The 23899-nt window shown below is 63.0% G+C and carries 28 protein-coding genes; 16 read left to right on the forward strand and 12 right to left on the reverse strand.

Annotated features, from left to right (window positions below; translation table 11 throughout):
• Positions 1 to 9 precede the first annotated feature (9 nt).
• Positions 10 to 702 (forward strand): DNA polymerase III subunit epsilon, encoded by a 693-nt coding sequence (gene dnaQ, locus DXH78_RS05315; RefSeq protein WP_115516079.1) that lies wholly within the window; start codon positions 10 to 12, stop codon positions 700 to 702.
• A 4-nt stretch (positions 703 to 706) separates the two neighbouring features.
• On the opposite strand, the gene secB is transcribed toward dnaQ, so the two are convergent.
• Both secB and DXH78_RS05325 read right to left on the reverse strand, forming a co-directional pair.
• On the reverse strand, positions 707 to 1195 hold the full coding sequence (secB, locus tag DXH78_RS05320) for a protein-export chaperone SecB (RefSeq protein ID WP_115516080.1): 489 nt from the start codon (positions 1193 to 1195) through the stop codon (positions 707 to 709).
• Positions 1196 to 1314: 119 nt separating this feature from the next.
• Positions 1315 to 1788 carry an FxsA family protein gene (locus DXH78_RS05325; protein WP_115516081.1) on the reverse strand — a complete coding sequence of 158 codons (474 nt, stop codon included), beginning with the start codon at positions 1786 to 1788 and terminating at the stop codon, positions 1315 to 1317.
• Positions 1789 to 2009: 221 nt separating this feature from the next.
• On the opposite strand from DXH78_RS05325, the gene DXH78_RS05330 reads away from it, so the two are divergent.
• The 4 genes from DXH78_RS05330 to DXH78_RS05345 are packed head-to-tail and all read left to right on the forward strand — an operon-like array spanning position 2010 to position 4835.
• The gene (locus DXH78_RS05330) at positions 2010 to 2729 is read left to right on the forward strand and encodes a Tim44/TimA family putative adaptor protein (protein ID WP_115516082.1); all 720 of its coding nucleotides are present in this window, start codon (positions 2010 to 2012) and stop codon (positions 2727 to 2729) included.
• 4 nt (positions 2730 to 2733) lie between these two features.
• Complete coding sequence (gene mltA, locus DXH78_RS05335; RefSeq protein ID WP_115516083.1) at positions 2734 to 3948, forward strand: murein transglycosylase A; 1215 nt, start codon at positions 2734 to 2736, stop codon at positions 3946 to 3948.
• Positions 3949 to 3960: 12 nt separating this feature from the next.
• Positions 3961 to 4530 (forward strand): Smr/MutS family protein, encoded by a 570-nt coding sequence (locus DXH78_RS05340; protein WP_115516084.1) that lies wholly within the window; start codon positions 3961 to 3963, stop codon positions 4528 to 4530.
• A 26-nt stretch (positions 4531 to 4556) separates the two neighbouring features.
• On the forward strand, positions 4557 to 4835 hold the full coding sequence (locus tag DXH78_RS05345) for a hypothetical protein (RefSeq protein WP_115516085.1): 279 nt from the start codon (positions 4557 to 4559) through the stop codon (positions 4833 to 4835).
• On the opposite strand, the gene DXH78_RS05350 is transcribed toward DXH78_RS05345, so the two are convergent.
• The 5 genes from DXH78_RS05350 to hslV all read right to left on the reverse strand — a co-directional run bounded on the left by DXH78_RS05350 (position 4832) and on the right by hslV (position 8374).
• The gene (locus DXH78_RS05350; RefSeq protein ID WP_115516086.1) at positions 4832 to 5047 is read right to left on the reverse strand and encodes a hypothetical protein; all 216 of its coding nucleotides are present in this window, start codon (positions 5045 to 5047) and stop codon (positions 4832 to 4834) included. The genes DXH78_RS05345 and DXH78_RS05350 overlap by 4 nt on opposite strands.
• Positions 5048 to 5155: 108 nt before the next feature.
• The gene (locus DXH78_RS05355; RefSeq protein WP_115516087.1) at positions 5156 to 5872 is read right to left on the reverse strand and encodes a dCTP deaminase domain-containing protein; all 717 of its coding nucleotides are present in this window, start codon (positions 5870 to 5872) and stop codon (positions 5156 to 5158) included.
• Positions 5873 to 6030: 158 nt separating this feature from the next.
• Positions 6031 to 7338, reverse strand: coding sequence for an ATP-dependent protease ATPase subunit HslU (gene hslU / locus DXH78_RS05360; protein ID WP_115516088.1), 1308 nt, complete (start codon positions 7336 to 7338; stop codon positions 6031 to 6033).
• Entirely contained in the window at positions 7335 to 7790 is a 456-nt protein-coding gene (locus tag DXH78_RS05365; protein WP_430727468.1) for a GNAT family N-acetyltransferase, read from the reverse strand. The genes hslU and DXH78_RS05365 overlap by 4 nt, the downstream gene beginning before the upstream one ends.
• 29 nt (positions 7791 to 7819) lie before the next feature.
• Positions 7820 to 8374 carry an ATP-dependent protease subunit HslV gene (hslV, locus tag DXH78_RS05370; RefSeq protein WP_115516090.1) on the reverse strand — a complete coding sequence of 185 codons (555 nt, stop codon included), beginning with the start codon at positions 8372 to 8374 and terminating at the stop codon, positions 7820 to 7822.
• A 302-nt stretch (positions 8375 to 8676) separates the two neighbouring features.
• Between hslV and DXH78_RS05375 the strand changes: the two genes are divergently transcribed.
• The 9 genes from DXH78_RS05375 (at position 8677) to coaA (ending at position 14358) form a co-directional block, all read left to right on the forward strand.
• A complete protein-coding gene (locus tag DXH78_RS05375) occupies positions 8677 to 9105 on the forward strand; it encodes a GreA/GreB family elongation factor (protein ID WP_115516091.1) in 429 nt (142 codons plus the stop codon).
• 15 nt (positions 9106 to 9120) lie between these two features.
• Positions 9121 to 9501, forward strand: a complete 381-nt coding sequence (rnk, locus tag DXH78_RS05380; protein WP_115516092.1) for a nucleoside diphosphate kinase regulator — start codon at positions 9121 to 9123, stop codon at positions 9499 to 9501.
• Positions 9502 to 9586: 85 nt separating this feature from the next.
• Positions 9587 to 10180: an imidazoleglycerol-phosphate dehydratase HisB gene (gene hisB, locus DXH78_RS05385; protein ID WP_115516093.1), complete on the forward strand. Its 594-nt coding sequence runs from the start codon at positions 9587 to 9589 to the stop codon at positions 10178 to 10180.
• A gap of 104 nt (positions 10181 to 10284) precedes the next feature.
• The gene (locus DXH78_RS05390; RefSeq protein ID WP_115516094.1) at positions 10285 to 10782 is read left to right on the forward strand and encodes a DUF2628 domain-containing protein; all 498 of its coding nucleotides are present in this window, start codon (positions 10285 to 10287) and stop codon (positions 10780 to 10782) included.
• Positions 10779 to 11429 carry an imidazole glycerol phosphate synthase subunit HisH gene (gene hisH, locus DXH78_RS05395; RefSeq protein ID WP_115516095.1) on the forward strand — a complete coding sequence of 217 codons (651 nt, stop codon included), beginning with the start codon at positions 10779 to 10781 and terminating at the stop codon, positions 11427 to 11429. The genes DXH78_RS05390 and hisH overlap by 4 nt, the downstream gene beginning before the upstream one ends.
• Complete coding sequence (hisA, locus tag DXH78_RS05400) at positions 11417 to 12166, forward strand: 1-(5-phosphoribosyl)-5-[(5-phosphoribosylamino)methylideneamino]imidazole-4-carboxamide isomerase (protein ID WP_210209509.1); 750 nt, start codon at positions 11417 to 11419, stop codon at positions 12164 to 12166. Before hisH ends, hisA begins: the two co-directional genes overlap by 13 nt.
• Positions 12166 to 12942 (forward strand): imidazole glycerol phosphate synthase subunit HisF, encoded by a 777-nt coding sequence (gene hisF, locus DXH78_RS05405; protein WP_115516096.1) that lies wholly within the window; start codon positions 12166 to 12168, stop codon positions 12940 to 12942. Before hisA ends, hisF begins: the two co-directional genes overlap by 1 nt.
• Positions 12943 to 13019: 77 nt before the next feature.
• Positions 13020 to 13343, forward strand: a complete 324-nt coding sequence (locus tag DXH78_RS05410) for a phosphoribosyl-ATP diphosphatase (protein ID WP_115516097.1) — start codon at positions 13020 to 13022, stop codon at positions 13341 to 13343.
• 61 nt (positions 13344 to 13404) lie between these two features.
• Entirely contained in the window at positions 13405 to 14358 is a 954-nt protein-coding gene (coaA, locus tag DXH78_RS05415) for a type I pantothenate kinase (RefSeq protein WP_115516098.1), read from the forward strand.
• 41 nt (positions 14359 to 14399) lie between these two features.
• Here the strand turns inward: coaA and olsB are convergent, their stop codons facing one another.
• The 4 genes from olsB to DXH78_RS05435 form a co-directional block, all read right to left on the reverse strand.
• Complete coding sequence (olsB, locus tag DXH78_RS05420) at positions 14400 to 15338, reverse strand: l-ornithine N(alpha)-acyltransferase (RefSeq protein WP_210209510.1); 939 nt, start codon at positions 15336 to 15338, stop codon at positions 14400 to 14402.
• 161 nt (positions 15339 to 15499) lie between these two features.
• Entirely contained in the window at positions 15500 to 17713 is a 2214-nt protein-coding gene (locus DXH78_RS05425) for an ATP-binding protein (protein ID WP_115516100.1), read from the reverse strand.
• A 154-nt stretch (positions 17714 to 17867) separates the two neighbouring features.
• A complete protein-coding gene (locus DXH78_RS05430; protein ID WP_147292576.1) occupies positions 17868 to 18860 on the reverse strand; it encodes an LAPAL motif-containing putative phage structural protein in 993 nt (330 codons plus the stop codon).
• A gap of 109 nt (positions 18861 to 18969) precedes the next feature.
• Positions 18970 to 20508 carry a YifB family Mg chelatase-like AAA ATPase gene (locus tag DXH78_RS05435; RefSeq protein WP_115516102.1) on the reverse strand — a complete coding sequence of 513 codons (1539 nt, stop codon included), beginning with the start codon at positions 20506 to 20508 and terminating at the stop codon, positions 18970 to 18972.
• A gap of 119 nt (positions 20509 to 20627) precedes the next feature.
• On the opposite strand from DXH78_RS05435, the gene DXH78_RS19770 reads away from it, so the two are divergent.
• Together DXH78_RS19770 and DXH78_RS05440 are read left to right on the forward strand one after the other, a co-directional pair.
• Positions 20628 to 20801, forward strand: a complete 174-nt coding sequence (locus tag DXH78_RS19770; RefSeq protein ID WP_168192711.1) for a hypothetical protein — start codon at positions 20628 to 20630, stop codon at positions 20799 to 20801.
• A 217-nt stretch (positions 20802 to 21018) separates the two neighbouring features.
• Positions 21019 to 22872 carry a bifunctional diguanylate cyclase/phosphodiesterase gene (locus tag DXH78_RS05440; RefSeq protein ID WP_115516103.1) on the forward strand — a complete coding sequence of 618 codons (1854 nt, stop codon included), beginning with the start codon at positions 21019 to 21021 and terminating at the stop codon, positions 22870 to 22872.
• 3 nt (positions 22873 to 22875) lie between these two features.
• Here the strand turns inward: DXH78_RS05440 and gshB are convergent, their stop codons facing one another.
• Positions 22876 to 23826 carry a glutathione synthase gene (gene gshB / locus DXH78_RS05445; protein ID WP_115516104.1) on the reverse strand — a complete coding sequence of 317 codons (951 nt, stop codon included), beginning with the start codon at positions 23824 to 23826 and terminating at the stop codon, positions 22876 to 22878.
• Between the last annotated feature and the right edge of the window lie 73 nt (positions 23827 to 23899).

The raw sequence follows: 23899 nt of genomic DNA on the forward strand, positions 1-23899 counted from the left end.
TCCACGCCCATGCGCGAAATCGTCCTCGACACCGAAACCACCGGCCTCGATCCCAATCAGGGGCATCGTCTGGTCGAGCTCGGCTGTGTCGAATTGCTCAATCGCATTCCGACCGGGCAGACGTTCCACGTCTATGTCAATCCGGAACGCGACATGCCGCTGGAGGCCTTCAATGTCCACGGCCTGTCGGCGGAGTTCCTGAGCGGGCACCGCAGGTTTGCGGAGATCGTCGACGACTTTCTCGCCTTCATCGGCGACGACGCGCCGCTGGTGATCCACAATGCCGAATTCGATCACAAATTCCTGTGCGCCGAGCTCAAGCTCGTCAAACGTACGCTGATCGCGCGCGAGCGGCTCGTCGATACGCTGGCGCTGGCGCGGCGCAAGCATTCTGCCGGACCTTACAACCTCGATGCGCTGTGCGGCCGCTATGGCATCGATAATTCACGCCGCACCAAGCACGGCGCGCTGCTCGATGCCGAGATCCTGGCCGAGGTCTATCTGGAGTTGCTCGGCGGTCGTCAGGCTTCGCTCGGCCTTGCCGAAAGCGTTGCGCCGAGTGTTTTCGCGGTCGGTGGCGCGACAACGGTACGCGCCCGCCCGGCGCCGCTCAAGCCGCGGCTGACCGACGCAGAGCTCGCTGCGCATCGCGAGTTCGTCGGCACGCTCGGCGAAGAAGCCGTATGGCGGAAGTATCTGTGAGCGGTCAGTTGCCGGCGGGCGGCTGCTGCGCGGCGACTTGTTCCATCTTCTGACGATACAGCGCGACGAAATCGACCGGATCGAGCAGCAGCGGCGGGAAGCCGCCATTGCGCACGGTGGTCGCGATGATCTCGCGCGCGAAGGGGAACAGCAGGCGCGGGCATTCAATCAGCACCACGGCGTTCAGGCTCTCCTGCGGCACGTTGCGAATGCGGAACACGCCGCCGAAAGCAAGATCGAAGCTGAACAGAAGGCTGCCGGCGTTCTCCGCCTTGCCGGACAGGTGCAGCACGACCTCGATGTCGGTGTCCGAGAGCGGCGCGGCGTTGACGTTGATCTGGATGCCGATCTGCGGCTGCTCGCCGGTGACAAGCGACTTCGGCGCGTTCGGATTCTCGAACGAGAAATCCTTGATGTACTGCGCCACGACATTGAGCTGCGGCACCTGCTCCGGGTTGCCGTTCTGAGCCTGGCCGCCATTCGTGGTCGTCATGGAAGTTCCCTCTGTTTTCGCGGCGGTTGGCTAACACGGCCCCCCGGACCGAACAAGGATGCCGGTCCATGTTGTCGCAGCCTCTGCGGAGACTTTCCCGGCATCGTAAATGCGGCGGATCAGCGCCCGGCGCCGTCGCGATTCTGGCCGGGCAGCCGCGGGTCGTCGACCCGGCGCCACTGCTCGGGCTCGAGATCGACCACGCCATCAGGCGACGCGACGGGCGGCCTGCGGCCAAGCGCCCCACCGAGGGCGTGCCAAAGCGGCACGAGCAGAACCAATAGCCCGATCGCGCCGGTGATCAATCCGGGGATCGCCAGCAGCAATCCGCCCAGCAGTGTCAGACCGCCGGGGCCGTCAGCGCTAAAAGCGGTGAAATCCTGCCGCGCAAAGCCATCGCGCATCGCCACGCGCACCCGCTGGACGTGGTGGCCGCCGGCCCAGCGCAAAATCACACCGCCGGCGAGCGAAAGGCCGATCAGCAGCGCCAAAGCAGGGACGAAGCCCCAAGCCGCGGCAAGGGCGACGAAGGCGGCCAACTCGGCCAGCGGCAGCGCCAGGAAGGCCAGCAACAGCCATTTTGCCACATTCATGGGTCTTCCTCTGATTGGCCGGCGATGTTGGCGTCTGCGCCATGATCGTCTAAGGTCCGGCACATCCAAAATGCGCCGCGAAATCGGCGCGAAACCTCTGGATCGGCGTGTCCGCGGCCTTAGATAAGGCGGGTACGCCCAATCGCCATTCGTCGGGCGGCCTTAATTCAAGAACCCGGAAGGCCGGACGTAGAGCTGCTTCCGGTACGGTAGCCGAAAGAATGCAAGACGTGTTCGATATCTACACCATCATCTTTCTGGCGCTCGCGGTGTTCATTTTCCTGCGGCTGCGCAGCGTGCTCGGTCAGCGCACCGGCCGTGAACGGCCGCCTTACGATCCTTATGCCGCACGCGAGCCGGTCCGTCCGGCGGGCGACAACGTGGTTCAGATTCCCAACCGGCCGACGGAAGCCACGCGTAAGCCCGATGACGCGGCCGCGGAATCGGCGCCGGTCGAGCGCTGGAAGGGCATTGCCGAAGCCGGCTCTGCCGTGGCCAACGGCCTCGATGCGGTGGCGGTGGCCGACCGCAGCTTCGACGTCAATCACTTCCTCACTGGCGCGCGCGCCGCTTACGAGATGATCGTCACGGCCTATGCCGAGGGCGACCGCCGTACCTTGCGCAATCTGTTGTCGCGCGAAGTCGCCGAGGGCTTTGAGGCGGCGATCACCGAGCGTGAAAAGCGCGGCGAAACCGTCGAGAGCCGTTTCGTCTCGATCGACAAATCTGTCATCACCAATGCGGAGGTGCGCGGTCGCAGCGTGCAGCTCACCGTACGCTTCCAGTCGAAGCTGGTAACGGCCACCCGCAACAAGGCGGGCGAGGTGATCGAAGGCAATGCCGAGAGCGTCACAGACGTCACCGACGTCTGGACCTTTGCGCGCGACGCCTCTTCGCGCGACCCGAACTGGAAGCTGGTCGCGACCGAAGCCGGGCAGTGACCATATGCCGGGGGGCGGGCTCAGCAATTCGGCAAGTGTTCTCGCCGCCGCCTGCTTCATCGCGGCCATTGCTTCACCGGCCAATGCCGTGACCTTGCCCAAAGCCGCTGTCGAGCCGGTCGAATTTGCCGCGCTCACAGGGTGGGACGATGACGACCACGCCGCCGCCTATGCGGCCTTCCTGAAGAGCTGTGGCGCCATTCGTCACGGCACGCCAAAGATGCGCAAGGCCAAGCCGATTTATGGCGGCCTCTACACCGCCTGTACAAAGGCCATCGCACTCGGCAAGCTCGACCGCGACCGGGCGCGTGATTTCTTCGAGCAGGAATTCCGCGCCTATCGCGTTGCCGCCAGCGGGCAGAGCGAAGGTTTCTTCACCGGCTATTACGAGCCGGAAGTGCAGGGCTCGCGAACGCGCACCGAAGAGTACAAGGTGCCGGTCTATACGGCGCCACTTGCCACCATCAAAGGCAAGGTGAGCAAGGTCTTCGGCCATCTCGATCGCACCCAGATCGAGGAGGGCGCGCTCGCCGGCAAGGGTCTGGAAATCTGCTGGGTGAAGAATCCGGTCGATGTTTTCTTCGCGCAGATCCAGGGGTCGACGCGCGTGCGCCTCGACGATGGCAAGACCATGCGGCTCAATTACATTGCCAGCAACGGTCATCCCTACACGCCGGTCGGGCGCTTCCTGATCGACCGCGGCATCATCGCCAAGGAAGACATGTCGATGGATCGCATCCGCGACTGGATGGAAGCCAACCCGGAAGAAGGCAAGGAGCTGCGGCGCAAGAACCGCTCCTTCGTGTTTTTCCAGGAACAGCCGCTCGCCGAGCATGAGGAGTGCATCGGCGCGCAGGGCGTACCGCTGACGCCGCTGCGTTCGGTTGCGGTCGACAAATCGCTGCATGTCTATGGCACGCCGATCTGGATCGACGCCGAATTGCCGATCGCCAGCGAAAGGCCGGAAACGCCGCTGCGTCGGCTCATGATCGCTCAGGATACCGGCTCGGCCATTGTCGGCCCGGCGCGGGCCGATATTTATTTCGGCTACGGCAACGACGTCGGCAGCATTGCCGGGCGCGTCAAGCAGTTCGGCCGCTTTGTCATGCTGGTGCCGCGCGAAGTGACGCTGTCGGGCTCCGGTGCGCTGGCCCGGGACGTTCCGCTACCCAAGCCGCGGCCAGGTGCGATTGTCGCCGGCATCGCGTCGCGACCCTGACAGGCCAGGCCCATGAGTCGCGATGGCAGGCGACGCGTTCTGACCTACGACGAACGGGTGTTGTGGTCGACGGTGACGCAGAGCATGAAGCCGTTGCGACCCGACGCAGCGCCGGCTGGTCCTGAGCCGGCGGCATCGGATGCGCGGCAACCTGTGCCCAAAGCCAAGTCGGAAGTGAAACCGCAGCCTCCCGAGACGCTGATCGCGCCGTCACCGCCGAAGCCTGCGCCGATCGCGCCACCTTTGTCACGCCGCGCCAAACGCAATGTCGCGCGCGGCAAGCATGAGATCGATGCGCGGCTCGATTTGCATGGCCTGACACAAAGCGAGGCGCATCATGCGTTGCTGCGTTTCTTGCGGACGGCGAGCGCGCGCGATGCCCGTCTGGTTCTGGTGATCACCGGCAAAGGCAAAGCCGGTAGCCATGACGAAGGCCGCGAACGCGGCGTGCTGCGTCGGCAGGTACCGCAGTGGCTGTCGCTGCCCGAGTTTCGCGATTATGTTGTTGGCTTCGAGGATGCGCATATCGCGCATGGCGGCGAAGGCGCACTGTATGTAAGGGTGCGGCGCGCGCGGGATTGACCGCAACAAGGTCAAGGAAACCGAACATGGCGAAGAAACGCACGAAGAAGCTGAAGACCAAAACCAGAGCCAAAAAGAAAACCAGGACAACAGCTGCACGGTCGGTGAAACGGCCGCTGTCGAAGAAAACAAAAAAGTCCGCGAAGAAGAAAACGGTCAGAAAACTCAAGAAGAAGGCCGCAAGCCGGAAGCCGTCGCCGCGGCAAGCGCTGATCGAGCGCGAACTGGAAGAAGGACTGATCGAGACCTTCCCGGCGTCCGATCCGGTGGCGCTGACCGATCCGACAACGACCATCAAGGACTAAGACGCGGCATTCTCAGGCCGTTGCTCGCCCGGCCCGTGACGGCGCCGCCGCGCCGGCCGCCGGCTTGCCTTGAACGGCGTATAAGGCTCGCGCAGCCGCGACATCAGGCGCGACACGCCGATCCAGATCTCGAAAACATCAGCTTCGATCTCGTCGTGCAGCCGACGGTCGCTGGCGACGGCCTGAGACGATCTTTGCTTGCGCGTCCTCATCTTCGCGATACCCCCTTGTCACCGCCAAGCCTTTCAACCGCAAGTATAGGTCGCGGGCAAATGCATGTGTCAAGAGTATTTTATATGCGACTTGACACAACCGTTCCGTCAGCTCGCTTCGGGCGCGGCGGCGAGCCGCATGATTTCCAGGGCGGCGATGGGCTCGCCGGCGCGCAATGGGATGATATCGGAACCCGCATTGAACAGGGCGAAACGCAGCACGCCCCTGAACCCCGGCGCAATCTGCAACGGTGCATTCAAAACGAGGCCGGCGGCGGACAGAGAGGTCAATCCGCCGAGTCGTCCAAGATGGTCGAGCGGCAGTTCGACGTGTTCGGCAGTGGTGGCACTGAGCAAGCCGCCCGGGCGCAGCGCGAAGACCCGTTTGAGTGACAGCGCCACTTTTCTGCCCTCGCTCACCGCCTGAGTGCCGAGGGTCAGATCAATCGAGGCGGGCCGCAAATGCCCTGAAATAAAGGGCTCGATGGCGATAATGCCATCGTGGACCGCCCGCGCGATCTGGTGATTGACGAGAATGCCCGAGATGGCCGCCCGCACCGGCGCGCCGTTTTCCGAGAACCACTCGCTTAGCCAATAGTCCGAACCGTGCCCGGTCAGACGGCCGAGCTTGCCGGCCATGGCCCGTGAAATCGCCTGCCGTCCGTTGATGATGTTGTTGACCGACTGCCGCGAAACGCCAGTCGCTTTGCTGACGGCCACCTGGTCGAGGCCGAGCCGCCGCAGTTCGGCGCGAAGATGCGCGCCCGGCGAGGCGCGCATGATCGTCGATTCGGGATCGGTCTTGCCCCGGCTGCTTGCGGCCATGCCCTAGCTCCCCGGCCAAGTTTTATTCCTACCCCGGCCGTTGTAAATGCGGGGTCAAAATTCAACCGATAATTGTAGCCGTAAACCCGGCGCGCCGCACAGCTCCCCCTGTGCGGGAGCCGCGGCCGCTTCGGGACGTCTGACAGAATTCGGCAGGCTTACAGGATGAACCGGGAGAGGTCGGCGTTCTTGGCGAGGTCGCCGATGTGTTTTTCCACATAGGCGGCGTCGATACGCACCGTCTCGCCGGCGCGGTCGGTGGCGGCAAAAGAGATCTCGTCGAGAATGCGTTCCATGACCGTTTGCAGACGCCGTGCGCCGATGTTCTCAATCGCACTGTTCACCGACACGGCGATATTGGCGATGGCGTCGATGGCGTCCTCGGAGAAATCCAGGGTGACACCTTCGGTGCCGAGCAGCGCGACATACTGCTTGATCAACGAGGCTTCCGGCTCGGTAAGGATGCGGCGGAAGTCATCGCGCGACAGCGCCTTGAGCTCGACGCGGATCGGCAGGCGGCCCTGCAGTTCCGGCAGCAGGTCCGATGGCTTGGAAATGTGAAAAGCGCCGGAGGCGATGAACAGGATGTGGTCGGTCTTGACCGGGCCATGCTTAGTGTTGACGGTGGTGCCTTCGATCAGGGGCAACAGATCGCGCTGCACGCCCTCGCGCGACACGTCGGCGCCGCCGCGGCGTTCGCTGCCGGCGATCTTGTCGATCTCGTCGAGGAAGACGATGCCGTTCTGCTCCACGGCGCGGACCGCCTCCTGCACAAGCTGGTCGTTGTCGAGCAGTTTGTCGCTTTCTTCATTGAGCAGAATCGAATGCGATTCTTCCACGGTGACGCGCCGCGTCTTGGTGCGGCCGCCGCCCATCTTGCCGAAGATGTCGCCGATATTGATGGCACCCATCTGCGCGCCCGGCATGCCGGGAATTTCGAACATCGGCATGCCCTGAGCGCCGGCCTGCAGTTCTATTTCGATTTCCTTGTCGTTGAGTTCGCCGGCGCGCAGCTTGCGGCGGAAGCTTTCACGCGTCGACGGGCCCGAACCCGGGCCGACCAGAGCATCGATCACGCGCTCTTCGGCGGCCTGTTCGGCGCGAACCTGAACGTCCTTGCGCTTCTTGTCGCGCGTCAACGAAATCGCGATTTCGACAAGGTCGCGCACGATCTGCTCGACGTCGCGGCCGACATAGCCGACCTCGGTGAACTTGGTGGCTTCCACCTTGAGGAACGGCGCGCCGGCCAGCTTCGCCAAACGCCGCGAAATCTCGGTCTTGCCGACGCCGGTCGGTCCGATCATCAGAATGTTCTTCGGCAGCACTTCCTCACGCAGCTTCTCGTCGAGCTGCTGTCGGCGCCAGCGATTGCGCAGCGCGATCGCCACCGCGCGCTTGGCGTCGTGCTGGCCGACAATGAAGCGGTCGAGTTCGGAAACGATTTCACGCGGGGAGAAGTCGGTCATGCGTCACGTACCATCAAAAGAGCGCGGCCGTCGGGCGTATCAATTTCACCGGTGCGCCTAAAACCGGCTTTCTCATAGGCGCGGATCGCGCGAGCGTTGGTGGGCTGGGGGTCTAGCACGATGCGCGGCGCCCCGGACTTCAGGAGGCTCTCACTGAAGGCGCGAATGAACGCCGAGCCATGGCCGCGCCCAACCATCTCTTCATCGGCGATGAACTGATCGAGCCCGCGCGTTCCGTCCGGCTGCGGACCGAAGCCCTTATGCCAGTCACCGATGCGGTAGCACTGCAGGTAAGCGAAAGGGCGATCGGCACAGGAGACGATGAACTGGCCCATGTCGTGATGATCGAGATCGCCGCTGACAAACTCAAAGGCGTTGGCATCGTGCCACCACGCGGCGACATGCGGCACGGTCAGCCAGTCGCGCACCAGCGGAAGATCGCCGGCATGCATCGGACGAAACTGGTAGGTGGACGGAGTCATCAGGCCGTCTTCAGCGACTCGATTGTGACATTGCGGTTCGTGTAGACGCAGATGTCGGCGGCGATATCGAGCGACTTGCGTACGATCGTTTCGGCGCTGGCATCGGTGTCGAGCAAGGCGCGGGCCGAGGCCAGCGCATAGTTGCCGCCGGAGCCGATGCCCGCGACGCCCGATTCCGGTTCCAGCACGTCGCCATTGCCGGTCAGCACCAGCGAAACCTGGGCGTCGGCCACGATCATCATGGCCTCGAGTCGCCGCAAATAGCGGTCGGTGCGCCAATCCTTGGCCAGTTCGACTGCGGCCCGCAGGAGTTGCCCAGGATATTGCTCGAGCTTCGATTCCAGCCGCTCGAACAACGTGAACGCATCCGCCGTGGCACCGGCAAAGCCGCCGATGACATCACCTTTGCCGAGCTTGCGCACTTTTTTGGCGTTGGCCTTGACGATGGTCTGGCCGATCGAGACTTGGCCGTCGCCGCCGATCACCACGGTGCCGCCTTTGCGAACCGTCAGGATCGTCGTGCCGTGCCAGGAAGGAATGTCGCTGGATGCCATGGATAAAACCCGTGATTTGCCAACATGTAGGCGTCCGTCATGGCGTATGCAAACCGCCCGATGGGTCGCAATGACGCACGCCGCGCCGCGCATTGACAACCCTGTCCGACTACCTAGATTTGGGGCATGATCACGCAAGCGCGTCACGCAGCACGCCGTTTTTCCCGCGCGGGTCACCTGCACGCAGGCAGGTAACCCGGGCGACGTCTGTCGTCCCGGGTCATTGCTGACATTCGTCATCTTCCATTGGCGCTTATCTTTGCTCTCACGCGAGGGCGCCACGCCAGCCTGCGAACGCTTTCATGAAATACGTGCCGTTACCTCCGGTGAGCATTCCGGAATCCGACCAACCTCGCCTCGACGAGGTTGTGCGCCAGGCCTCTGCGGATCGTCATCCGGTCGCGGCGTTTCTGGCGTGTGAGTTGTCGCGCGCCAGCGTGTTGTCCGCCCGCGACTTTCCCACCGACGCGGTGACACTCGACCGCTGGGTGGCGTTCCGCTCCGATCGCGGCTGGCGGCCGGAACGGCGCCTGCTGGTCTGTCCGCAGGACTACCGTCTCCCGGAGCTGCATCTGTCGGTACTGTCGCCGCTTGGTGCGGCGCTGCTCGGCCTGCGGGTGGGCAGCGAGATCGCCTACCAGAGCATCGAAGGCGTCAGGCACGTCGCCTGTGTCGAAAGCCTGGGCGGTCCGTCCCGGTCGCCGGTCGCCACGAGCCTCCATTCAATCTGAAGAAAGCGCAGCATCATGAACCGCAAGGAACTGCCCCCTATCACCTTGAGCCGGTCGGATTGCGACCGGCTGGATCGCCTCGCGAGCGCGGCTGCGTCGTCGCCGACGAGCGATTTCCTGGCGCGCGAAGTCGCCCGCGCCACCGTCGTGCCATCGGAAACGGCGCCGTGTGGCGTGGTGGCCATGGGATCGACGGTGACGTTCCGGGACGACACCACCGCCCAGGCCCGGACCATCACGCTTGTCTATCCGGACGAGGCCGACCTGGCGCACGGCCGGATTTCGGTCCTGACGCCGGTCGGTGCGGCCCTGATCGGCCTTCCGGTCGGCGAGTCGATCGAATGGCAGACGCCCGACGGTGGCTGGCGTTTGTTAACGGTGCTGCGGGTCGAATGACCCCTCGGGGGCGGCGGAACGGCCTCGCTGTGGCATAACCACGCAACCCCTGATAAAAGGCCGCCGAAACGAGGATTTAGCCCCGATGCGCACCGCCACCATCAAGCGCAAGACCAAGGAAACCGATATCGAGGTCACGGTCGATCTCGATGGCAAGGGCCGTTCGCAGATTGCGACCGGAATCGGCTTCCTCGACCATATGCTCGATCTTCTGGCGCGGCATTCGCGCATCGACATAACGGTGAAGGCGGTTGGCGATCTGCATATCGATTTCCACCACACCGCCGAGGATACCGGCATCGCGCTCGGCCAGGCGGTGAAGCAGGCGCTCGGCGACATGAAGGGCATCGGCCGCTATGCCGACGTCCACATGCCGATGGACGAGACGCTGACCCGCGTCGCCCTCGACATTTCCGGACGGCCGTTCCTGATCTTCAAGGCCGAGTTCGGCCGCGACAAGGTCGGGCAGTTCGACACCGAACTGGTGCAGGAATGGTTCCAGGCTTTCGCCATGAATGCCGGCGTGACGCTGCATGTCGAATGCCTGTATGGCACCAACGACCATCATATCGCCGAATCCTGCTTCAAGGGTCTGGCGCGTTGTCTGCGCAGCGCTGTCGCCATTGACGAGCGCACCAAGGACGAAGTGCCCTCGACCAAGGGCACGCTGGGTAACTGATGACGTCATCGTCCGCGAAAGCGGACGATCCAGCCTTTGCTTCGCGTATGACGGCTGGATGCTCCGCCTTCGCGGGGCATGACCGGGAATGTAACGAGTAGCCAATGCCCACTTACACCGTACACGAGCCGCGACCGCGCAAGAGCGAGAGCGTTGCCAATCCGGAACGTTTCGTCTTCGTGCGCGATGGCTTTCATTTCTGGGCCTTTGTGCTGCCGCCGCTGTGGTTCGTCGCCAAGCGGTTATGGCTGGCGCTGATTGTTTATGTCGTGATCTCGGTGGCGATCGAATTCGGCATGGCCTTCGCCAAGGTGCCGGGCGGCTGGCGCCTTGTGGTCGAGCTGATGCTCAGCATTGTCATCGGATTTGAAGCGGCAACCATCCAGCGCTGGACCTTGCAGCGGCGCCAATGGAAGACACTCGGTTTCGTCGTCGCCGAAAACGAGGAGCTCGCCGAGCGCCGCTTCTTCGCGGCCTGGGGCCAAACTGCGCCGGCAACTCCGGCCGCGCCCGCGCCGGTCTATGCGGCGCCGGTGCGGCGTGGTCCGCCAACATCTTCCGATGTCATCGGCCTGTTCCCCGAGCCGGGAGCGTCGCGATGAGCGTCGCTATTGTTGACTACGGCTCGGGCAATCTGCACTCGGCGGCCAAGGCGTTTGAACGCGCAGCGCGCGAGAGCGGGCATGACCAGCCGATCCTCGTGACCTCCAAGCCGGACGACGTGGCGAAAGCGGATCGCGTTGTGCTGCCCGGAGTCGGCGCCTATGCCGATTGCAAACGCGGGCTCGAAAGCGTGCCGGGCATGATCGACGCTCTGGAAGACACCGTGCGCAAGAAGGGTCGGCCGTTCTTCGGCATTTGCGTCGGCATGCAGTTGATGGCCGACCGCGGCCTTGAGTATCAGGTGACGCCGGGGCTTGGCTGGATTGCGGGCGAGGTCGACAAGATCACGCCGTCCGATCAGAGCTTGAAGATCCCGCACATGGGCTGGAACACGCTCGACCTAAAAACGATGCATCCGCTGCTCGACGAAATTCCGCTCGGGCCGGACGGCCTGCACGCCTATTTTGTCCACTCCTACGCGTTCAAACCCGCGCGCAAGGAAGACTTGGTCGCGCAGGCCGATTACGGCGGACCACTTACGGCCATCGTTGGCCGTGACAACATCGTCGGCACGCAGTTTCATCCCGAGAAGAGCCAGAAGCTCGGCCTGCGGTTGATTGCGAACTTTTTGAAATGGATGCCATGATTCTTTTTCCCGCCATTGACCTGAAGGAAGGCCTCGCCGTGCGTCTGGAGCAGGGCGACATGGCGCGCGCCACCGTGTTCCATCGCGATCCGGCAGCGCAGGCACGCGCCTTCGAGATGCAGGGCTTCCGCTATTTGCACATCGTCGATCTCGACGGCGCCTTTGCCGGCAAGCCGGTGAACGCCGATGCGGTCGATCGCATTCTCGAAACCATCGGTATTCCGGTGCAGCTCGGTGGCGGCGTGCGCGACATGGCGACTGTTGAAGGTTGGCTCGGCAAGGGCGTCGATCGCGTCATCATCGGCACTGCTGCGGTGCGCGACCCCGATTTCGTCAAGGAGGCGGCGAAGAAATATCACGGCCGCGTTGCGGTCGGTCTCGACGCGCGCGACGGCAAGGTCGCGGTCGAGGGTTGGGCCGAAGCTTCCGAATTGACCGTGCTCGACATCGCGCGCCGCTTCGAGGATGCCGGCGTGTCGGCGATCATCTACACCGACATTGCGCGCGACGGTATGCTCAAGGGCATCAACTGGGACGCGACCATCGCCCTGGCCGAAGCGATTTCAATTCCGGTCATCGCATCCGGTGGGCTTGCCTCGATGGACGATGTCCGTACGCTGCTGGAGCCCCGCGCGCGCAAGCTGGAAGGGGCCATTGCCGGCCGCGCCATTTATGACGGCCGGCTCGACGTGCCGGAAGCGCTGCGCATGATCCGCGATGCCGAGGCAGCCCACTGATGTTCAAGGTCCGCGTCATACCCTGCCTCGACGTCAAGGATGGTCGAGTCGTCAAGGGCGTCAATTTCGTCGACCTGCGTGACGCCGGCGATCCGGTGGAAGCGGCGGTGGCCTATGACGCCGCCGGCGCCGACGAGCTTTGCTTTCTCGACATCACCGCCAGCCACGAAAACCGCGACACCATCTTCGACGTGGTAACGCGCACGGCTGAAGCCTGCTTCATGCCGCTTACCGTTGGCGGCGGCGTGCGCACCGTCGATGACATTCGCAAGCTGCTTACCTGCGGCGCCGACAAGGTGTCGATCAACACCGCGGCGGTGACGCGGCGTGCTTTCGTCAAGGAAGCCGCCGAGAAATTCGGCGATCAGTGCATCGTCGTCGCCATCGACGCCAAGAAGGTGTCGAAGGATGATGAAGCGCCGCGTTGGGAAATTTTTACCCACGGCGGCCGCAATCCGACCGGGCTCGATGCCATCGCCTATGCGCGTGAGGTGGTGTCGCTCGGCGCCGGCGAAATCCTGCTTACGTCGATGGACCGCGACGGCACCAAGTCCGGCTTCGACATCGCGCTGACGCGCGCGGTGGCCGATGCGGTGCCGGTCCCCGTGATCGCGTCCGGCGGCGTCGGCAATCTCGATCACATGGTGGCCGGTATCCGCGACGGCCATGCCACGGCGGTTCTGGCGGCCTCTATCTTCCATTTCGGCGAATACTCGGTGCGTCAGGCCAAGGAATTCATGGCCAAGGCCGGTCTGCCGATGCGGCTGGATCCGTAGATCGTGTCATTTCGGGCTCGCGGACATCGTCCAGCCCCGGAATGACGGCCAATGCGAGAAATGCTAAGGACGCGTCCATGACCCGCTTCACTCTCGCCGACCTGGAAAAGCGTATCGAGGAGCGCGCGCGCGCCAGCGCCGAACAGTCCTATACGCGCGCGCTGATCGATAAAGGCGCAGCGCACTGCGCCAAGAAAATGGGCGAAGAGGCCTTCGAAACGGCCATAGCCGCTGTGCAGGAAGACAAGGGCCGGCTCGTGTCGGAAGCCGCGGATCTCATCTACCATCTCATGGTCCTGATGAAGGTGCGCGGCGTAACCTTGGCTGATATTGAAGCCGAGCTTGATCGGCGCACTGCGCAGTCGGGCCACGCTGAAAAGGCTTCGCGTCCGGGCGCATGACCCTGAAATGTGCGAACCGGTTTTCGGACAAGATCATGCGCGGCAATAAAGAAGCGACGTGATGGAACAGCGCACCGACAACAACCTTTCTCCCTATCGCAGCTTCTCGCGCGCAGAATGGGCGGCGCTGCGCGAAGATGCGCCGATGACGCTGACTTCCGACGAGGTGACGCGGCTGCGCTCGCTGCACGATCGTCTCGACATGAAGGAAGTCGAGGACATCTATCTGCCTTTGTCACGGCTCCTGTCGCTTTACGTCACGGCAACCCAGCGGTTGTTCCGCGCGCAGGAACGTTTCCTGGGCGTCGAAGACGAGAAGATGCCATTCATCATCGGCGTGGCCGGTTCGGTGGCGGTCGGAAAATCGACCACCGCGCGCGTGCTGCAGGCCTTGCTGGCGCGCTGGCCGGCTTCGCCGCAGGTCGATCTCGTCACCACGGACGGCTTTCTGTTTCCCAATGCCGTGCTCGAGCGCGAAGGCCTGATGGAGAAGAAAGGGTTCCCGGAAAGCTACGATCTGGCGACCTTGTTGCACTTCCTCTCCGACGTGAAGGCGGGCCGGCGGCCGGCGCGCGCGCCGATCTATTCGCACTTGATCTACGATGTGGTGCCCAACCAGTGGATCGAAGTGAATCGGCCCGACATTCTCATCGTCGAAGGCCTCAATGTCTTGCAGACCGGCCGTTTGCCGAAAGATGGCAAGGCCATTCCTTTCGTGTCCGATTTCTTCGATTTCTCGGTTTATATCGACGCCGATGAAGACGTGCTCAAAGGCTGGTACGTCGACCGATTCCTCACGCTGCGCGGCACGGCGTTCCGCGATCCGAAATCATACTTCCATCGCTATTCGGATCTGTCGGATGACGAGGCGGTGAAGACCGCGGTGTCGATCTGGGAGCGCATCAACCTCGTGAACCTGCACGAGAATATCCTGCCGACGCGCCAGCGCGCAGATCTCATCCTGAAAAAGGCCGGCTCGCATCAGATCGATCAGGTGTCGCTGCGAAGGCTGTAAGCCTTCGCGGCCGTCGGCCCCGCGCAACAGCTTGCGGTCAGTTAAGCCGCCCTGCGGCCGAGATCGAAGTGCTCGATATAGCGCTGCTTGATCACCGACACGGGCAGCACGATCAGCACGTCGGTGGTGCCGAATTCGTGATCCACCACGGCACCGTCTCCGATATAGGCGCCGAGCCGCAGATAGCCCTTCACCAGGGGCGGCAACTGACGCAGCGCTTCCTTCGGGTCGATCGATTCCTTGGAGATGCGATTCATCTCGACATAGCGCTCGGGCAGAGCCTGCGCGCGCCACTCTTCCGGCGCGCGGGCATAGTGATGCAGAAACGACAGCGGCAGCGCCAGACGCTTCGGCTCGGTGCCGTCGAGGCTGGCGCAGCCGATCATCACATCGCAGCGGTTCTGCGTGATGTAGGCATGGATACCGTGCCAAAGCAGTTCGACGGTCCGCTTGTTGCGGTACGGCGCCAGCACGCAGGAGCGGCCGAGCTCGAGGAATTGCAGGTTTCGGTGGCGCTCGATGAGGCCGCTGATGTCGAACTCGCCGGCGGTGTAGAAGCCGCCATGATCTTCGGCGAGCGCCTGTCGCAGGAGACGATAAGTGCCGACGACGGCCGGGCGGTTGCCTGGCGTTCCCTCGCGGGCGGCGTGGTCGAGCACCAGCAGGTGGTCGCAGATCGCGTCATAGCCATCGACGTCGCGGCGCGCAAACAAGCGACCCGGGTTCGGGATCGCCGTGCCTTCCTGGTAGAATACCCGGTAGCGCAGCTTCTGGGCCTGGCGTACTTCGGCGGCCGTCTGGGCAAGGCGGACTTCCAGCGAGCCGATCCGGCCGAGCGATTGCAGCGGGCGATGCGCCCGCGCCGCCCAGGCCTGCAGCCCGCCATAGGCCTGCAACGACGAGATCAGCCCGGGCGCCGCAGGAGCCGCGCGACGGCGGCTGAACGGATTACGCGTCGGAGTGGCGCTGTCGCGCATCATGGCTGGGTCCCTTTGGGAGCTCGTCATCATTGGCGTGTAAATGGGGTCCGATCCACCCCGATTTAAGACCGGCGAATCGCAACCTGACGCCACTGTTGCAGCGATACACCATGCCTCGAATACGGAATTATGACGATTTGGGGAAGCCTGATTGACACACTTCAGGCCGCAATCGAGCCCCGCCCGGCGAGCCGGTTGAGTTCGTCGCAGAGGCGTTGCCGGTCCAAGGGCTTGGTGAGAATGGCGTCCATGCCGGCAGCGAGGCAGGCGGCCCGGTCTTCGGCGTAGGCATTGGCGGTCAGCGCAAGGACGGGCACCGGGCGAAAGGTCTCAGGCGCAATGTCCTTCAGCTCGGCTTCGCGGGCGCGGAGGCGGCGGGTCGCCTCAAGGCCGTCCATGCCCGGCATCTGAATGTCCATCATGATGAGGTCGAAGGGCTGGCCGTTTTCCAGCGCGGTGCTCCAGGCGAGTACGGCGCCGCCGCCTTCGCCGACCGTGGTCACGCGATGGCCAAAACGCGTGAGAAGCGCGCGCGTCAGCATGACATTGATTGGATTGTCCTCAGCCAGCAACACGTTGAGCCCGCCGCCGGGCGGCGCAGCTGTCGCAGGAGCGGGCTCAGCCGTTTTGACCGGCTCGAAGCTATCCGGTCCGGCAAAGCGCGCGGCGAGCGAGGCGGCGCGCACCGGCTTGACCAGATAGCCGGTGAAACCCGCGGCCTTCAGGGCCGGCAATTCGGACCGCTCGCCGGGATTGATCAGCACGATGCGCCGCGTCGCGTTGCCGGCAATGTCGCCATGAGCACTCATCATCTTGGCGATCGGGCAATCGACGATCAGCGCGTCAAAGCTCTCGTCGGCGAAATGCTGCGCGACATCGGCGAGATCGCCGCTGTCGATCTGCGTTGCCATGCCCCAGGCATCGAGGCGGCGCGCCAGCACTTCAGCTTCGACATGCGCCTGCGCCAGGATCAGCGCGCTCTGGCCGCTAAGGTCGGGCGCCTTGAAGGCCGCGGCAGGATCGCTTTCCGCGGGCGGCAGATCGATCGAGAACGAGAAGGTCGCGCCCTGTCCCGGCGCGCTGTCAACGTGAAGCGTTCCGTTCATGCGCTCGACGATGCGTTTCGAGATCGCCAGTCCCAATCCCGTGCCGCCGAACCGGCGCGACGATGATGTATCGGCCTGCTCGAAATCGCGGAAGATGCGCTCCTGGTCTTCGGGTGCGAGTCCGATGCCGGTGTCGCGGACGGAAAAGCGCACAGCGCCTTCGTTGGCGCCGGGTTCGACAATGACGGTGACGCCGCCGGTCTCGGTGAACTTCACGGCATTGCCAGCAAGGTTGAGCAGAACCTGTCGCAGGCGTGCGGCGTCGCCGATGACGGCCGCCGGCAAGCGTTCGTCGATGAAGGAACAGATAGCGATGCCCTTATCCTGCGCGCGGGGTGCCAGCAGTTCGATGGTCTCCTCCACCAGCGGCAACAGCGTAAAGGCCGCGGGCGCAAGATCGAGCCGGCCGGCTTCGATCCGGGAGAAGTCGAGGACTTCCTCGATCAATGTCAGCAGCGTTTCGCCGGAGGCCTTTGCGGCTCTGGCGTAATTGAGCTGCTCTGGCGTAAGCGGCGTGTCGAGCAACAGATCGGTCATACCAAGGAGGCCGTTAAGCGGCGTGCGGATCTCATGGCTGACGGTGGCGAGGAAGCGCGACTTGGCGTGGCTCGCCGCTTCGGCCAGATCGCGCGCCTCGACGCGATCGGTGACGTCGCGGCCGACGCTCTGCGTTTCGGTGCCGGCCTCGCTGCGTACAGTAACGTCGCGCCAGGCGACCCAGCGTGGGCCTTGCGGCGTGTCGATCTTCTGGTCATGGGCGCGGGTGCCGTCGGCCAGCACGATGATCTCGCCCTGGTCGACAATGGACAGTGTGTCCGGCCGGCCGAGCACGTCGGCGCGGCTCTGCCCGGCGAACTGGCACCAGGCGTCGTTGGCGTAAGTGAGCAACCCCTGCGTATCGCGGCGCACGATCAGATCGCCCTGCGCCTCGAGCAGGCTGCGGGCGCGGACCTCGGCCTCACGAGCTTCCCAGAGCTGATCGGACAATTCCTCGACGCGGATTTCGAGATCGCGCTGCCGGTTTTTGCCGACGCGGCGGCGATAAAGAAGAAAGGCGATAGCGCAACAGGCGACCGCAAACAGCGCGCCGGTGCCGATGGCATAACTGTGCGGGTCGTAATCCGGGCTCGCCAGGCGGATGCCGGCAAGAAAGCCAAGCCCGCCGGAAACAACCGACAAGGTGATGACGGCCGACCGGCCGAATAGGATGAGCGCGGCGGTATTACGTGAGTGCGGCGTCGCGGCTCTGCGGGTTTTGTGTTGCGCCATGGTGGGGGTTATTTCACCCCGCAATCCTTGCCTTTCGATGGGCGCGAGGCCCGGCTTGCTGCTGGCGTCAAGTTGTGGTGAAGGTTGCGTTAATTCGGCAAACCTTACGGGCTCGAAAACGCGGATCAATGAATTGAGAGTGACTCAACGAGATTTATTCGTCATCAAAGAAGGTTGATTGTTTTGGTGTGGGCGCCGCCGCCACAAACCTCACAACTTCCAGCACTTTGTACGACGGTTCGCTTTTCTTACCGTTTGCGTCTACCTCTGTCGTGATTTGTAGGCTGACCTGATAAGCATCCTCGACCATGGCTCCTCCACGCTGCAGAGCTTCATGTGCAATACTTGTCTCGGAGATATCCGCATAAATAATTTCTTTTCCGAGCCGGAATCGCCAACTCGGAGCTCTCTCATCATAAACTGGAGAGTAAACACTGAGCCACGCAGGAGTTACCTCAATCTCGGGCTCGATTTCTTTAGCTTCTTCTAAGCCTATGTTGCAGGAAGCGACGATGTGCTCGACGTCATCTTCCTTAATTTCGTCTATTACCGTCTCACCTTCCTTGAGTTGCACCGTGTCAAAGCCATCATGTCCTAAGGGTAAGAAGGCGTCACGAGTCGCTCTCAAAGCCTTCGGGTTTTCCGAAAGTTTGTGAATGTGCTGATGAATGTGAACGGCATTACCATCACCTTGGATTCTGACTTCGACCATTCCGGTCTTGTCAGTGTCGATGAGCGGTTTGACCGATTCTATCTTTCGCCCACGCCGCCACTTCAAATAGCCGAGATAGGTCCCAGTAACCGCTACAGGCGGTCCGGCTACTATGCCGACCCACTCCAATACATTCTTGGCGGATTGCATTTGCTCGGTAGCGAGCAACTGCTTGACCTGTTCATATAGGCCGACAACGAGTTCGAAGTTAATGTTGAAACATTTGTGTTCAAAGTCAGAAACCACCAGAACTTTGGCAGTAGATTTCTTGCCGTTAAACTCAGAATTCGCCTCTCTAAGCAATCGTCCGAAAGCTAAAAGCGCGGGAGCTAACGATTGTACGTCGATAGAGTGATCATCAACGCGGTCTTTGCCCAGATAGGCGACAGAAAATTCATGCCTGCTCATGGCAGGCCCCGTATCATCATCACCCACGCGTTGTCCTCCCCCCAGAGCACAAGGGTGATGGTTGCACAACTTATGAGGGTTTGGAACTCCTGATACATAGATGTCTCAAGCGTATGATAAATAGCGTTAACGGCGGCTACGCCGCCCGCCGCAGATCGTCGGCGAGCGCGCGGTACGACAGGGCCTCGGCCAGATGGATGCGGCCAACGGTTGCGACACCGTCGAGATCGGCCAGCGTGCGGGCGACGCGCAACACCCGATGATAGCCGCGCGCGGAAAGCTGCATGCGGTCGGCGGCATCACGCAGCAGTTTGGCGCCGGCGGTGTCGGCGCGGGCGACGTCCTCGAGCAACGGGCCGCTCGCCTGCGCATTGCAGCGGACATGCGGCACGCCCCGCGCAGCATAACGTTCGACCTGGATGTCGCGGGCCCGCGCAACGCGCGTAGCGACGTCCCGGCTGCCTTCGGACGGCGGCGGCAGAATGAGATTGGCGGCGGTGACAGCCGGCACCTCGATGTGCAGATCGATGCGGTCGATCAACGGACCGGACAGCCGACCCTGATAGTCGGCGGCGCAGCGCACATTGGGTGCGCGGTTGCAGGCAAAGCCGGGGTCGTTGGCACGGCCGCAGCGGCACGGATTCATGGCGCCAACCAGCATGAAGCGCGCCGGATAAGTGACGCGATGATTGGCGCGCGCGATCGCGACCTCGCCGATCTCGAGCGGCTGGCGCAGCGAGTCGAGCACCTGAGCGGAAAACTCCGGCATTTCGTCGAGAAACAGAACGCCGTTATGGGCCAGTGAAATTTCACCGGGCCGCGCCCGCAAGCCACCACCGACCAGCGCCGGCATCGAGGCCGAATGATGCGGCGCGCGGAACGGCCGGCGGTTGGTCAGCGCGCCGCCTTCAATCTCGCCGGCCACCGAGGCGATCATCGAGACTTCCAGCAGTTCGGTGGGCGACAAAGGTGGCAGGATCGACGGCAGCCGCGCCGCCAGCATCGACTTGCCGGCGCCGGGCGGGCCGACCATCAGCAAATTATGGCCACCGGCGGCGGCAACCTCGAGCGCGCGCTTGGCGCTTTCCTGGCCTTTGATGTCGGCGAGGTCGAGCGGGGTGCCTTCGAATTCGCGGATCTTGGGCGACGGGCGTGTCAGCACCTGCGTGCCGCGGAAATGATTGGCGAGCTGGATCAGGGATTGTGCGGCGATGATCTCGATTTCGGGGCTGGCCCAGGCGGCTTCCGCGCCGCAGGTCTGCGGACAGATCAGGCCCTGACCGCGCGCATTGGCGCCAATCGCCGCCGGCAGCACGCCGGCGACGGGCGCAATCGAGCCGTCGAGGCCCAGTTCGCCGAGCACGGTGAAGCCCGACAGCGCATCGGGCGGAATAGCGCCGATCGCCGCCATCAGGCCGAGCGCGATCGGCAGATCGAAATGGCTGCCCTCTTTGGGCATGTCGGCGGGGGCAAGATTGACGGTGATGCGGCGGGCCGGGAGCGCGAGACCCGATGCGATCAGTGCGGCACGCACACGCTCTTTCGCCTCGGAAACGGCCTTGTCGGGCAGGCCGACGATGCTGAATGCGGGCAGCCCCGGCGCGACCTGCACCTGAACGTCCACGGCGCGGGCCTCAATGCCCTCGAACGCCACGGTTGCCACTCTTTGGACCATTTGCCCCTCGTCGCTACTTTGGAGTGTAGCGGAAACTGTGGAGAGAGACAAGAACATTTGCAGAACAAAACGACTCGATTAGGATATGCCCATCTCCTACCTCAACCGGAGTGAGTGCCATGATCGATCGCACCAGAATGCAAAACGATCTTCTCGAAGCCCGGCGCGCGCGCCTCGACGCCGAAGCCGCCCATCACGATGTCGAGGAATTGATCTGGGAGCTGCAGCATGTGCAGCTCGGCCGCCAGCGCGTTGTGTTTTCGATTGCCGGCTTCGAACAGGAAGCGGCTTAGCCGGCATCCGTGCGCAGACTGCGGTGCTGAGATATGGACATCAGCCCGCAGCGCGCGCTGTACGGCGAGACGAAGGTAGCATCGTGCGCCGCGTGGTGAATGGGCAGTAAAAAAAGAACATGTGTTGGCTATCTTAACTTAAACAAACGTCCGCGTTTTCGTAGAATTAATATCAGGCGTGTTTATTCGCTATCGTGCATAGGTAGACGAGTAGACCGTGACCAGTCCCGACAGTATTTCGCTTCACGCGCTGCAGTCCGAAATTCTCGAGGCCATGGTCAGGGGCGAGGGCTTTGAAGCCATCGCCAATCGTTTGTGTCTGCGCGCCGAAGAACTCGCACCGGGCGCGATCTGTACAATTGTCGGTGTCAATGGCGAAGGTCGACTCAAGGCCGTAGCGTCGCCAAGTCTGCCGACCAGTTATGGTGAGGCAATCACCGGCCTCGAAATTGGGCCCTCTGTCGGCTCCTGCGGAACGGCGGCCTATCTCGGTGAGCCGGTCGAAGTCGACGATATCTCCACAAGCCCGCTGTGGGCGCCATACAAAGACCTGGTTCTGCCACTCGGACTGCAGGCCTGCTGGTCATTCCCGATCAAGACCAGCGATGGCCGTGTCGCTGCGGCCTTCGGTTTCTATTTCAAGGACAAGCGCGGGCCGACCGTCTTCGAACGTTCGATCGTCAACACCTGCGTTCACCTGTGCTCCATCGCCATCGAGCATGCGCTAACGCAGAAGCGCAATCATGCGCTGGCCTATTACGACCAACTCACCGGACTGCCGAACCGGCGCAGCTTCGACGACATGATGTTCGACCGCATCGTGTCGATGGATCCCGCTTTCGGTCTGCTGGTCGTCGATATCGACAATCTCAAAATCGCCAATGACACGATGGGTCATGTCGTTGGCGATAGCCTGATTCAGGAAGTCGCGGCGCGGCTCTCGCAAATCGTTCCGAACGGTGCGAGCCGGATTGGCGGTGACGAATTTGCCGTACTCATCGACGGTTGCCGCAGCCATGCCGAGCTCGCCGCCGCGGCCGATCGGATCGTCGAAGCGATGAAAACGACGTTCGATTGCGCCGGCTATACCCTCACGCCGCAGATCACCATGGGCGGCGTCGTCTATGAAATCGACGGTGTCGATCCCGACCTGCTGCGGCAGAATGCCGACTTCGCGATCTACCACGCCAAGAGCGTCAACCGCGGCGGCTACGCGCTGTTCAAGCGCGACATGCGTACGTCGATCGCGACGCGCATGTCGACCATCCGCACCGTCGGCGAGGCGCTTAACGAAGAGCGCGTGGTGCCGTTCTATCAGCCGCTGATTACACTTTCCGACGGCACGATCCACGGCTTCGAGGCGCTGGCGCGCATCAAAATGGACAATGGCGCGATCGTTTCCGCGGGCCAGTTTCAGGCGGCGTTGTCGGATCCGAGCATTGCATTCCGTCTGACCGACCAGATGCTCCGCCACATCGCGCGCGACATGCGCGGCTGGATGGAGGGGGGCTTCAACGTCGGTCATGTCGGCATCAACCTGTCCACGGCCGATTTCCACCGCGGCGATGTCGAACAGCGGCTGCTCGCGGCCTTCGAGCCCGCCGGCGTGCCGCTCGACCGTATTGTGGTGGAGGTCACCGAAGGCGTGTTCATGGACAGCACCGACGACAAGGTCGTCCATGTCATCGAAAGCCTGCGCCGCAAGGGCATTACCGTTGCGCTTGACGATTTCGGCACCGGCTTTGCGTCACTGACGCATCTGATCCGGTTTCCGGTCGATTGCATCAAGGTCGACAAATCGTTCGTCGATCGCATGCTGACCGATCATCCGAGCCAGCTCGTCGTCGAACTGCTGGTCGATCTGTCGCGCAAACTGCACATGCACACGGTCGCCGAAGGCATCGAGACCCAGGCGCAGGCCGGTTGGCTCAAGGCGCTCGGCTGCAACACCGGGCAGGGTTATTATTTCGGCCGGCCGGTGGATGTCGAGGCGACGACGAAGCTGATGCGCGAATGGCAGCCGGGTTTCCCGCAGGCGGCCAGTCTTGCGGCCAAGAAAAAGCGGGCCTGACGCTCAGGCGCCGCTCTTCCGCTTCTTTTCGATCACGTCCCAGGTCATCACCGCCGCGTCCGGCCCGCCGAGATTTTTCACGGCACGGATACCCGTCGGCGACGTCACGTTGATCTCGGTCAGCCAGTCGCCGATCACGTCGATGCCGACGAAGATCAGCCCGCGCGACACCAGGGCCGGTTTGAGCGTCTCGATAATTTCTCGTTCGCGCGGTGTGAGGTCGGTCGCTTTCGGCGAGCCACCGCGCACCATGTTCGAACGAAGATCGTCTTCGGCTGGTACGCGATTGACCGCGCCGGCGAATTCACCGTCGACCAGAAGGATGCGCTTGTCGCCTTGCTTTACCGCCGGCAGAAATTTCTGGATCACCCAGGGCTCGCGGAAGGTCGCCGCGAACATGTCGTAGAGCGAGCCGAAATTAAGGTCGTCGCGGGTTATACGAAACACCCCGCCGCCGCCATGGCCGTATAGCGGCTTCATGACGATGTCCTGATGCTCGGCACGGAATGCCTTGATCTCCTCCTTGTCCCGCGTGATCAGGGTCGGAGGCATCAACTGCGGAAAGGACGTGACGAGAATTTTCTCGGGCGCGTTCCGCACCTCGGCCGGGTTGTTCACCACCAAGGTGCGGGGGTGAATGCGCTCCAGCATATGAGTCGTGGTGATGTAGGACAGGTCGAAGGGCGGGTCCTGGCGCAGCAGGATCACGTCGAAGCTGTCCAGGGGGACCCGCTCGGCCGTGCCGAGCGTGAAATGGTCGCCGGCCTTGTCGCGGACGGCGAGCGGCTCGACACGGGCAAAAAGCCGGTCGCCGACCTGGGCCATTCGGTCCGGCGTGTAGTAGCTGAGGGAATGGCCCCTAGCCTGGGCCTCGAGCAGCAGGGCAAAGGTCGAATCGCCCTTGATGTTGATCCGTTCGATCGGATCCATCTGCACGGCAACTTTGAGCGTCATGGGGGGCTTATCCGGCAGCCTTTGGATGCGCTACCAAAGGTTAAGGAAAACAGAAAGTTAACACATTAAGGCG

The sequence above is a fragment of the Undibacter mobilis genome (assembly GCF_003367195.1).
Lineage (GTDB): Bacteria > Pseudomonadota > Alphaproteobacteria > Rhizobiales > Xanthobacteraceae > Pseudolabrys > Pseudolabrys mobilis.